The following is an 11418-nucleotide window of genomic DNA, read 5'->3' on the forward strand; positions in this document are numbered from 1 at the left end:
GAGGGGGGTGTCCTGCCCCGGCGCGGCGCAGGGGACAAGAGGCTTATTGCCAACGGCACCGGCGATGTGGTTTCATCACTTTTATGGGATATCGCATACTATTGTATTTTATCCTATGCGTTGCTGGCTTCGGCCCGCTGCGGGCCGAGCCCTCCCGCATCCCTCTCCTCGACCCCGGGGCGGTGCCGCATCTGGGCCCCGAGGGACGCGAGGATTACGCCCGCTTCCTGTTGCAGGCGACGCCGCGCGCCTTCGCCCTGAGCCCGGATGGGGCCTGGGGCTGGGCAGCGGCGCTGCCGGACGCGGCCATCACTGCGGCACGGGCGCTGGAGCTCTGCGGTTCCTGGGGCGGCAAGGATTGCAAGATCTATGCCGAGGACCTCGCCGTGGTCTGGCCGGGGCTGGAGCGCCCGGCCCCGCCGCCGGGGCCGCCCCAGCCGGTCGCGGCCGGGCCGGGCTGGTCGCTGGTGCCGGATGGCCGCTTCCTCTGGCAGGGGCCGGGCGCCGCGCGGGGCGCCTATGTCTGGGCGCATGGAAGGGCGGCCGGCGGCCAGGACAGCCGCGGCAGCCAGCCGCAGCCGCATGTGCGCGTCTTCAACAATGTCGGCTACGACGTCTTCCGCTTCGACCGCGACCCCGCCACCGACGAGACCGACCTCGCCGCCACCTGGCTGCGCGGCGCGCTGCGCAGCCTGCGCGCCCAGGGCTATGGGCGCGTCGTCATCGGCGGCCAGTCGCGCGGCGCCTGGAATGCCTTGCAGGCGCTGGACACGCCCGGGCTGGTGGATGGCGTGGTGGCCATCGCGCCGGCGGCGCATGGCGCGGCGGGCAGCCCGGCCTGGGCCTGGGCACTCGACGACCTGCAGCAGGTGGTCGCCGCCGCCCGCAGCCCCGCCGCCCGGGTGGCGGTGGCGAGCTTCGCCGAGGACGAGTTCGACCCGGACCCGGAGCGCCGCGCCGCCCTGTTCCGCCGGCTGAACGCCCCGCAGGTCGGCGGCCTGCTCTTCCTCGACCGCCCGGCCGAGGTCACCGGGCATGGTGGCGGCGCCGATGCCCGCTTCACCCTGCGCTACGGCGCCTGCCTGCTCGATTTCGTCGAGGGCCGCACCACCGGCTGCGGCGAGGCGGCGCCGGACCGCCGCGCCCCCGATGCGCTGCTCGCGGCCAGGGCCACGGGCCGCTGAGGCCGCCATCGCCGGAGGCCGGGGCCCCGCCCCCGGCGCGGCGTCACCGGCCCAGCCAGGCCGCCAGCACCTGCCGCTCCTCCGGCGGCATCTGGGTGACGTTGTTCGGCGGCATGGCATGGCTGAGCACCGCCTGCACCCGGATCGCCGCCGCCGCGCGGGCGATCTGCGCCGGCGTGTCCAGCCGCACCCCCTTCGGCGCCATGGCGAGGCCGGCCCAGACCGGCTCGGCCGCATGGCACATGGAGCAGCGGCTGGTGACGATCTCCACCACCGCATCGGGCGGCGCCGCCGCCGCCGCTGGCACCTCCGCGGACGCCTCGATGGCGGCGAGGCCGAGCCGCTCCCGCCCGATCGGCGAGGAGGTGAGGCTGACCAGCGCCGCCAGCAGCAGGCAGAGCGCCGCCACCCCCCAGCACCACCAGGCATTGCCGCGGCCGCTGTGGCGGAGGTTGTAGAAGACCCGGATCACCGCCCCGGCCACCAGCACCAGCCCGACGATCACGAAGGCCCAGCGGGTCGACCACAGGATCGGGTAGTGGTTCGCCAGCATCAGGAACAGCACCGGCAGGGTGAGGTAGTTGTTGTGCGTGCTGCGGGTCTTCCCCGCCTTGCCGAGCGCCGGGTCCGGCGCCTCGCCCCGCAGCAGCGCGGCGATCACCTTGCGCTGGTTGGGGATGATGACCATGGCGACGTTGCCGGCCATCCAGGTCGCCATCACCGCGCCGGTGTGCAGCATGGCGCCGCGGCCGCTGAAGACCTGCTGGAAGAGGAAGGCGAGCAGCACCACGAAGCCGAAGCCGATCGCCCCCAGCAGCACCTCGTTCTGGCCGATCGGCGAGCGGCAGAGCAGGTCGTAGGCCGCCCAGCCGAGCAGCAGCGCGCCGATGCCAATCGCCGCCGCCGTCACCGGGCCGATATCGGCGACCGCCGGGTCGATCAGGTAGAGCTCGGAGGCGCCGTAATAGAGCCAGGCCAGCAGCGCGAAGCCGGAGAGCCAGGTGGTGTAGGCCTCCCATTTGTGCCAGAGCAGGTCGGGCGGCAGGTCGGCCGGCGCCACCAGCCATTTCCGCACCTGGTAGAAGCCGCCGCCATGCACCTCCCAGAGCTGGCCGCCCTTGCCGGCCGGGATGTCGGGCGCCGGCTTCAGCGCGGCATCGACATGCATGAAGTAGAAGCTGGCGCCGATCCAGGCCATGCCGGCCAGCACGTGCAGCCAGCGCAGCAGCATGCCGCCCCATTCGTGGATATACGGGTCCATCAGTGCATCGCTTCCTGGGCGCGCGCCGCGGCGGCGGCATCCGCCTGCGTCGCCGTGCCGGGGCCGTTGAAGTAGAGGTTCAGCACCACCGCCATCAGCGCCGAGAGCAGGATGCCGGAGTCGAGGATCGGCGCCAGGGCATGCGGCATGGCGCGGAAGAATTGCGGCGCCACCAGCGGGATCAGCCCGAAGCCGATGGAGATGGCGACGACGTAGAGGTTGTGGCGGTTGCCGGCGAAATCGACGCCCGAGAGGATGCGCACCCCGGTCGCCGCCACCATGCCGAACATGACGATGCCGGCGCCGCCGAGGACGAAGAGCGGCACGCTCTCGACCAGCGCCCCGAGCTTCGGCACCAGCCCCATCACCAGCATGACCGCGCCCCCCATGGCGGTGACGTAGCGGGACTTGACGCCGGTGACGCCGACCAGCCCGACATTCTGCGAGAAGCTGGTATAGGGGAAGGTGTTGAAGATGCCGCCGATGACGGTGCCGAGCCCGTCGGTGCGCAGGCCGCGGGTCATCGCCGCCTGGTCCGGCTTCCGGCCGGTCATCTCGCCGAGGGCGAGGAACATGCCGGCGGATTCGATCATCACCACCACCATGACGATGCTCATTGTGATGATTGCCACCGGCTCGAAGACCGGGATGCCGAAGGCGAAGGGCAGCACCAGGTCGAACCAGGGCGCCTCCGCCACCCGGGCGAAGCTCATCCGCCCGATCGCCCAGGCGGCGGCGCAGCCGAGCACGATGCCGACCAGGACGGAGATGTTGGCGAGGAAGCCGGCGGCGTACTTGGTGATCAGCAGGATCAGCACCAGCACCGCCGCCGCCATGCCGAGATGCAGCGGCTCGCCATAGCCGGGCAGGTTCGGCGCCGGCGCCCCGGCCGCCCAATTGACGCCGACCCGCATCAGCGAGATGCCGATCATCAGGATGATCGTGCCGGTGACGACGGCCGGGAAGAGCGGCAGCAACCGGCTGACGAAGGGCGCGATCAGCATCGTCACCAGGCCGGCGGCGATGACCGCGCCGAAGATGCCGAGCAGGCCGAGCTCGGGGTTGCTGGCCATGGCGACCATCGGCCCGACCGCGGCGAAGGTCACGCCCATCATCACCGGCAGGCGGATGCCGAAGGGGCCGAGGCCGAGCGACTGGATCAGCGTGGCGATGCCGCAGGCGAAGAGATCGGCATTGACCAGCATCGCCACCTGCGCCGGCGGCAGCTTCGCGGCGCGGCCGATGATGAGCGGCACGGCGACGGCGCCGGCATACATCACCAGCACATGCTGCAGGGCGAGCGCCAGCAGCTTCGGTGCCGGCGGCACCGTGTCCACGCTCTCTTCCGGCTCCGCCAATTCCGGCCCCCCCTGGCTGATGCCCGCGCGGGTCCCGGCGCCCTTCCCGGCTTCCCTGTTACGATGCGGCGCGGTGCCGGTTCAAGGCCCCGGTCGGGACGGGGTCCGCGCCCTCAGGTCTCCAGCCGGACCCCGGTGCGCTGCACCACGTCGCGGAATTTCGCCACCTCGCGCGCGAGGAAGGCGCGGGCATCGGCCGGCGCGTTCGGCCGGTCCCAGGCCTCGACCCCGGCGGTGAGCAGCCGCTCGCGCAGCCCGGGCTCGGCCAGGGCGGCGTTGAGGGCGCGGTTCAGCGCGGCCTGGATCTCGGCCGGCATGGCCGGCGGGCCGAGCAGGATGTTCCAGGTGGTGAGGTCGTAGCCGCTGACCCCGCTCTCGGCGAGCGTCGGCAGATCGGGGAAGGAGGGGAAGCGCCGGTCGCCGGTGACGGCGATGCCGCGCACCATGCCGTCGCGGATCTGCTGCGCCGCCGAGGCGAGGACGGCGATGCCGAACTGCCCCTCGCCCTGGAAGATCGCGGTCAGCATCTGGCCGCCACTGCGATAGGGCACATGCACGAAGCGGGTGCCGAGGCCGAGCGCCAGCAGCTCCGAGGCGAGGTGCGGGATGGAGCCGACGCCGGAGGTGGCATAGGTGTAGGTCTCGGGCGGCGCCGCCCGCAGCGTCGCCACCACCCCGGCCGCATCCTGCGCCGGGAAATCCTTGTTGACGACGAGGGCGAGCGGGGCGAGGCCTATGACCCCGAGATGCGAGAAATCGCGCAGCGGGTCGTAGCGGGTGCCGCCGACCAGCGCGCTCGGCGCGATGGCATGCGAGGAGCTCTCGACCAGCATGACGGTGTAGCCGTCCGGCGCCTGCCGGCGCAGCCAGTCGCTGGCGACGATGCCGCTGGCGCCCGGCCGGTTCTCCACCACCAGCCGGGTCTGCGGCCCGAGATGCTCGGCCATCCGGTCCGCCAGCAGCCGCGCGGCGATATCGGTGGAGCCACCGGGGGCGAAGCCGGTGGCCATGGTGACCACGCGCTCGGGATAGGCCGCCAGGGCCGGGCCCGCCAGCAGCGAAAGCGCGGAGAGGGCGAGGGTGCGGCGGCGCATCGGGGCGGCTCCTTCGGGTTGGGCGCCGTCAGCCCGGCGGCAGGGCATCGGCGGGCATGCGGGTGATCACCGGCCCCATCAGCCCGAGATCGAGGGCGGCGCGGGTGACGGCGGCGGCGAAGCCCGGCGCCGCGGCCAGCGCCGCGAGGCGCAGCCGCGCCGCCGGCTCGGCCACCAGCCGCGCCAGCGCCGGCCCGTCCTCCGGCAGCGGCAGGCTCGGCCGCACCGGCCCACGCTGCGGCGGCGTGCCGAGCAGCAGCCGCTCCACCACCCGGCTGTCGAGCGAGAGGGCGGTGCCGCAGGTCATCGCCAGATCCGGCTCCGGCCAGGCGAGGCGCAGCCCGACCAGCGCCCCGGGCGCCCGGCCGCGGGCAAGGTGGTTGTCCCAGATCACCAGCCCCTCCCCCTCGGGGAAGGTCTCGGCCGCGACGCCCCCCTCGGCCCGCGGGCCGGTGATGCGGACCAGGGCGAAGCGCGCCGCCATCAGGGCCTGCAGCAGCCGCGCCTCCTCGCTGCCTGGCAGGGGCGGCTCGGCCCGCGCCTGGCGCTCGATGGCGCGGCCATGGCCGCCGACGGGATCGAGCACGCCGAGATCGAAGACCGCGGCGAGCTGCATCTCGTCGGCCGGCCGCACCTGCTTGCCGTCCCAGAGCGAGAGGGCGCGCGCCTGGCTGGCGAGGGAGGCGAGCGGGATGCGCTTCGCGGCCTCGGTCAGCAGGTGCCGGCGGAGGCCGGCATAGCGCGCGTAGCGGGCGGCCGGGGTCGCCTCCCCGGTCACGTCAGTTCGGCACCGTCACGCCAAGGGCGCGGGCGCAACGGGTGATGCTCTCCCAGGTATCGGGCTGCAGCGGCACGCCCTGGGCGAGGCGCTCGGCGCGCAGCCGCGCCTCCGGCTCGCCCGGCGCCAGCACCTCGCCGCCGGCGGTGTCGGGCCGGCAGGACTTCACCCAGGCGACATAGTCCTCGGCCGCCTGGCGGAAGCCCGCCTCGGTGCCGAAATGCCGCGGCGAGATGAAGATGGAGAGCATGCCGTTGGCGATGCGGCCGCGCGCATCCACCGGGCCGGAGCAGCCGCCGCCGGTGAAGGCGCCGGCCAGCAGCTCGCACATGAAGGCGAGGCCGGAGCCCTTGTGCTCGCCGAAGGCGCGGATGGCGCCGAGGCCGTTGGCCGGGTTGCGCGGCCCGATCGGCGGATAGTCGCCATAGAGGGTGTGCGGATCGGCCGAGAGGCGGCCATCCGGCTCCACCAGGGCATCGGCCGGCAGCGCCTTGCCGCCGTTGGAGGCGACCAGCACCTTGCCCTCGGCGACGCGCGAGGTGGCGAAGTCGAGCAGCACGGGCGGGTCGGTCGGCACGCCGACGCTGAAGGGGGCGGTGGAGAAGCGCCGCTCGGTGCCGCCGAAGGGCGCGACGAGCACGCTGCCGGCGACGTTGACGAAGTGGATGGAGATCAGCCCGGCGGCGATCGCCTGCTCGGCATAGGCGCCGACGCGGCCGATATGCCCGGCATTGCGCAGCGCGATCACCGCGGTGCCGTGCTGCTGCGCCCGCTCGATCCCCATCGCCGTCGCCTGCGGCGCGACGGTCTGGCCGAAGCCGTAATGCCCGTCGAGCAGCGCGAAGGCGCCGCCATCGGTCACCACCTCCGCCTGTTGGCCGGCGACGACATAGCCGGCCTGCTGCCACTCGACATAGCGCGGCACGCGGACCACGCCGTGGCTGTCATGGCCCGCGAGGTTGGCGCCGAGCAGGTGGCGGGAAATCCGGTCCGCCTCGGCCGCGTCGCAGCCATTGGCGCGGAAGATGCGGGTGACGAGGTCCTCGAGCGTATCGGCGCCGATCAGCACCGGTGCATAGGTGTCCATGGGGTCCCCAGGGATTGCGGCCGGGGCGGAAGGCGGCCCCGGCCGGGTCGGGTTCAGATCACGCGATCGGTCTGCGGATCGATCAGGTGCATCTGGCCCATATCGGCGGCCAGCGGCAAGGCCCGGCCCGGCTCGGCCGGCACGCTCGGGTCGATGCGGGCGACGATCTCGGCGCCCTCGAGCCAGATATGCGCCAGCGTCTCCATGCCCATCGGCTCCACCACCTCGGGGGTGAGCTGCAGCGGGGCGAGGTTCGGCCGGTGGTCGTTGGGGCGCACCTCCGTCAGGTGCTCCGGCCGGATGCCGAACAGCACCTCCTTGCCGGCATGGCCGGTATAGCGCTTGGCCCGCGCCTCCGGCACCGGCAGGCTGATGCCGCCCGGCAGCAGGATGTTCAGCGCGCCGCTGCCGTTGGCGAGCCTGGCCGGGATGAAGTTCATCGCCGGGCTGCCGATGAAGCCGGCGACGAATTTGGTGGCCGGCTTGTGGTAGAGCTCGGTCGGCGGGCCGACCTGCTCGATGACGCCGTGGTTCATCACCACCACGCGGTCCGCCAGCGTCATCGCCTCCACCTGGTCGTGGGTGACGTAGACGGTGGTGGTCTTGACGGTCTGGTGGACCTTCTTGATCTCGGTGCGCATCTGCACCCGCAGCTTGGCATCGAGGTTGGACAGCGGCTCGTCGAACAGGAACACCTTCGGGTCGCGCACGATGGCCCGGCCCATGGCGACGCGCTGCCGCTGCCCGCCCGAGAGCGCCTTCGGCTTGCGGTCGAGCAGCATGCCGATGTCGAGGATGCGGGCCGCGTTCTCCACCCGCCGGCGGATCTCCTCCTTGGGGAATTTCCGCAGCATCAGCCCGAAGGCCATGTTGTCGTAGACCGACATGTGCGGATAGAGCGCGTAGTTCTGGAACACCATGGCGATGTCCCGGTCGCGCGGCGGGATGTCGTTCACCACCGTGCCGCCGATCAGGATGTCGCCGCGCGAGATCTCCTCGAGGCCGGCGATCATGCGCAGCGTCGTCGACTTGCCGCAGCCCGAGGGCCCGACCAGGACGACGAACTCATGGTCGGCGATGTCGAGGTCGATGCCCTTCACCGCCTGCACGCCGCCCTCGTACTCCTTGACGACGCGGTTCAGCTTGACCTGTGCCATTGTGCTTCTCCCCCGGCCAGGCGGCCTTATCCCTTGGTGGCGCCGGCGGTGAGGCCGGCGATGTAGTAGTCCATCAGGAAGGCGTAGACGACCACCGGCGGCAGCGCCGCCAGCAGCGCCCCGGCCATGAGCTGGCCCCAGGCGAAGGTGTCGCCGCGGATGAGCTGGCTGACGACGCCGATGGTCAGCGGCATCTCGTCCGGCCGCGTGATGAAGGCGGTCGGGTAGACGAAGGCGGCCCAGGAGACGGTGAAGGCGAAGATCGTCGCCGCGATGATGCCGGGCAGCGCCACGGGGATGAAGATCTTGGTCAGCATCTGCATCCAGTTGGCGCCGTCGATCAGCGCCGCCTCGTCCAGCTCCTTCGGGATGGAGGCGAAGTAGCCGATCATGATCCAGGTGCAGAAGGGCACGGTCAGCGTCGGGTAGACCAGCACCAGGCCCCAGGTGGAGTTCAGCAGCCCGACCGCGCCGACGATCTGGTAGAGCGGGATGAAGAGCAGCGTGTCCGGCACCAGGTAGGTGAGGAAGACGCCGGTCGCCAGCACCTGGCTGCCGAAAAACTTCATCCGCGCCAGCGAGAAGGCGGCCAGCACCGAGATCACCATGGTCAGCACCACGACGCAGACCGTGACCTTGAGGCTGTTGAAGAAGAAGCCGCGGAACATCGGGTCGCTGATCAGCGCCCAGTAATTCTCGAGCGTCGGGTGGCGCACGATCCAGGGCGTGCCCACCGGGTTCGAGATCTCGGCGCTGGTCTTCAGGCTGGTGAGCAGCATGTAGAGCGGCGGCGCCAGCATGACGATGGCGGCGATGACCAGCGAGATATAGGCGGTGATCAGCGCCCACCGCCGCTCCTTGCGGAGCGAGCCGATGCGGCGGCCGAGGCCGGGGATGGCGGCCGAGGGGGTGGCGGCGGTGGCGGACATCAGGCCATCTCCCGGTTGCGCTGGTTGACGCCGCGAAGGATGAAGAAGGCGACGACGGCCAGCAGCGGGAACATGAACAGGCTCACCGCGGCGCCGCGCGGGATGTTCCCCGAGAGCACGCCGACCTGGAAGGCATAGCTGGCGAAGACATGCGTCAGGTCGCGCGGGCCGCCATTGGTCAGCACCCGGACGATGTCGTAATTGGCGAAGGTGACGATCAGGCTGAACAGCACGGTGATGCTGATGATGTTGCGCATCATCGGCAGCGTCACGTAGCGCAGCCCCTGCCAGCCGGTGGCGCCGTCGATCGCCGCCGCCTCGTAGAGCTGGTCGGGCACCGATTTCAGCGCCGCCAGGTACATGATCATGAAGAAGGGCGTGCCGGCCCAGACATTGACGATGATGACCGAGGCGCGCGCCCATCCCGGCTCGCCCAGCCAGGGCACCGAGGGGGCGCCGACCGCGTTCAGCAGCCAGTTCAGGCTGGAATAGCTGGGATCGAACATCCACCACCAGCCGAGGGTGGAAAGCGCCGGCGGCACCACCCAGGGCAGCAGCAGCAGCCCGCGCCAGATCCGCTGCCCCTTGGTCGGGATGTGGTGCAGCATGTGCGCCAGCCAGAAGCCGAGCAGCGCCTTCAGCACCACCGCGCTGATGGCGAAGATGCAGCTCTGCCAGATCACCATCCGGAAGGTCTCGGATTCCAGCAGGATCTGGAAATTGTCGAGGCCGATGAAGCTGGTCATCCGCCGGTTCAGGGTGGAGAGGTAGATGGCGTAGCCCGCCGGCCAGGCGACCAGCCCGGCGATCACCGCGATCAGCGGCAGCGCCATCAGGAAGGCGATGGTGGACCGTCGTCGGGCGATGCGGTGCAAGGTGACGCCGGTCCGGGGCGGGGCGGCCGCCGGCCCCGCTGCGGTCACTGTGGTGGCATCCAGCGCCATGGAAGCCTCTCCCTGTCGTCGTGCTTGGGCGAAGAGGGCGGCGCGCCGGCGCCGTCCCTGCCTGTGGTCAGGCCAGGTGCCGGGATTGGCCCGGGCGCCTGGACCTGCCGCGCGGAGCTATGGCGCAAGCCGGCCCGGCCTTCAATTCCGATCCGTCGCGCCGGCCCCAGCGGCGCCTCAGCCGCGCCGCATGTTGTTGATCTCGCGCTCCAGCCAGCCCATCGCCTGGTCGGCGGACTCGCCGCCCTGGGCGACGCGGGCGATCACCTTGGTGTTCAGCGCCTGGACGTACATCTGCGAGGCGAGCTCGGCCGGCGCCGGCGAATAGGCGATGGAGTACTTCGCCTGGTGGTGCGGCTTCAGCGGGTAGTTGTAGATCGTCCCCGGCGGCGGCCCTTGCGTCGTCCAGACCGGGAAATCGGCCATGCTGGCGAAGGGCGGGATGTCGTAGCCGCCGCTGGTGTTGGTGGTGAACTCGGCGCTCTCGCGCTGGCCGAGGAACTCCAGCAATGCCTTCGTCGCGGCCTTGTTCTTGCCGAAGGCCCAGACGCCGGTGGTGAAGGGCAGATAGGCGAGGAAGCGCCCCGCCGGGCCGGCGGGCATCGGCACCGTCCAGCATTTCTCGGCCACCTGCGGCGCGTCCCGCTTGGCCACCGCCCAGGCGGAGGGCGGGTTGAAGACGAGGGCCGAGCGGCCGGAGATCAGCGCCCGGTTGTTGGAGGCGTCGTCCCAGGCCCAGACGTCGTTCGGCAGGAATTTCGACAGCCGCACGGCGTAGTCGAGCACCTGCTTCAGCTTGTCGTTGCCCTTGATCGTCGGGTTGCCCTTCTCGTCGGTGATCTGGGCGCCGTAGCTGAGGAAGAGCGCGCCGACCCAGTCCACCGCATCGCTGAACTGGCCCATCGGCAGGCCGAAGGGGACGTTCGCCTTGTGGCAAGCCTCGGCCGCCTTGAGGAAGGTGTCCCAATTCCAGGCATCGGCGCCCGGGCCCGGCTTGCCCTCGGCCGGCCACATGGCGCGGATGTCGATGCCGGCATGCTGCTCGAACAGGTCGTAGCGCACGCAGGCCGGCTTGGTCTGGGTGCCGGAGGTGGCCGGCACGCCGCGCCACTTGCCGCCATGCTTGGCGAGATACTCGGCGATCGGGTTGATCGGGCCGTACTTGCCGATCAGCCGCTCGATCACGTCATCCACCGGCTCGAGCTGGTCGGCATAGGCGCCGACATCCCAGGGCGTCAGCGAGATGGCGTCATGGCCGTTGCGGGACTGCGCCTGCGCCGCGGCGGTGAGCTGGAGCTGGTTGCCGGTGGTGTTGATGAAGTCGAGCTGGACGTTGACGCGATTCTGCTCGCCCCATTTGGCGCAGAGCTGCTTCAGCGCGTCGTTGCCGCCCGGCACCCAGTGGTCCCAGAAGGCGATGCGGACCGTCCCGCCCGTTCCCTGCGCATGCACCATGGGCGCGCCCAGCGCGCCCGCAGCGACCACCCCGGCGCCGGAGCGCAGCATGCCGCGCCGGCCGATCCGATTGCCTGCCATCTTGGTTCTCCCAGAGCGGCGGGATGCCCCGCCCGACAGCCTTCCCGAGCCTGTTCCGGCCCTGGCGCGCACCATGGCCCGGCCCGGTTC

General features: G+C 71.5%; 10 protein-coding genes. 1 reads left to right on the forward strand and 9 read right to left on the reverse strand.

Going from position 1 to position 11418, the window contains the following annotated elements:
• Positions 1-101: 101 nt before the first annotated feature.
• Positions 102-1184, forward strand: a complete 1083-nt coding sequence (locus tag DOO78_RS07455) for a hypothetical protein (protein WP_111469122.1) — start codon at positions 102-104, stop codon at positions 1182-1184.
• A gap of 43 nt (positions 1185-1227) precedes the next feature.
• Here the strand turns inward: DOO78_RS07455 and DOO78_RS07460 are convergent, their stop codons facing one another.
• The 9 genes from DOO78_RS07460 to DOO78_RS07500 all read right to left on the reverse strand — a co-directional run bounded on the left by DOO78_RS07460 (position 1228) and on the right by DOO78_RS07500 (position 11328).
• Positions 1228-2445, reverse strand: coding sequence for a urate hydroxylase PuuD (locus tag DOO78_RS07460; RefSeq protein WP_111469123.1), 1218 nt, complete (start codon positions 2443-2445; stop codon positions 1228-1230).
• Positions 2445-3782, reverse strand: a complete 1338-nt coding sequence (locus tag DOO78_RS07465; RefSeq protein ID WP_243634445.1) for a nucleobase:cation symporter-2 family protein — start codon at positions 3780-3782, stop codon at positions 2445-2447. Before DOO78_RS07465 ends, DOO78_RS07460 begins: the two co-directional genes overlap by 1 nt.
• A 134-nt stretch (positions 3783-3916) precedes the next feature.
• Positions 3917-4897 carry a Bug family tripartite tricarboxylate transporter substrate binding protein gene (locus DOO78_RS07470; protein WP_165838779.1) on the reverse strand — a complete coding sequence of 327 codons (981 nt, stop codon included), beginning with the start codon at positions 4895-4897 and terminating at the stop codon, positions 3917-3919.
• Between the two features lie 28 nt (positions 4898-4925).
• Positions 4926-5675, reverse strand: a complete 750-nt coding sequence (locus DOO78_RS07475; RefSeq protein ID WP_111469126.1) for a hypothetical protein — start codon at positions 5673-5675, stop codon at positions 4926-4928.
• 1 nt (position 5676) lies between these two features.
• Positions 5677-6762, reverse strand: a complete 1086-nt coding sequence (locus tag DOO78_RS07480; protein WP_111469127.1) for a malate/lactate/ureidoglycolate dehydrogenase — start codon at positions 6760-6762, stop codon at positions 5677-5679.
• Between the two features lie 53 nt (positions 6763-6815).
• Positions 6816-7919, reverse strand: coding sequence for an ABC transporter ATP-binding protein (locus DOO78_RS07485; protein ID WP_111469128.1), 1104 nt, complete (start codon positions 7917-7919; stop codon positions 6816-6818).
• 26 nt (positions 7920-7945) lie between these two features.
• Entirely contained in the window at positions 7946-8848 is a 903-nt protein-coding gene (locus DOO78_RS07490; protein WP_111469129.1) for a carbohydrate ABC transporter permease, read from the reverse strand.
• Complete coding sequence (locus tag DOO78_RS07495; RefSeq protein ID WP_111469130.1) at positions 8848-9792, reverse strand: carbohydrate ABC transporter permease; 945 nt, start codon at positions 9790-9792, stop codon at positions 8848-8850. The genes DOO78_RS07490 and DOO78_RS07495 overlap by 1 nt, the downstream gene beginning before the upstream one ends.
• Before the next feature lie 177 nt (positions 9793-9969).
• Positions 9970-11328 (reverse strand): ABC transporter substrate-binding protein, encoded by a 1359-nt coding sequence (locus DOO78_RS07500; RefSeq protein WP_111469131.1) that lies wholly within the window; start codon positions 11326-11328, stop codon positions 9970-9972.
• Positions 11329-11418: the final 90 nt, after the last annotated feature.

The sequence above is a fragment of the Roseicella frigidaeris genome (assembly GCF_003258945.1).
In the GTDB taxonomy this organism is placed as follows: domain Bacteria; phylum Pseudomonadota; class Alphaproteobacteria; order Acetobacterales; family Acetobacteraceae; genus Paracraurococcus; species Paracraurococcus frigidaeris.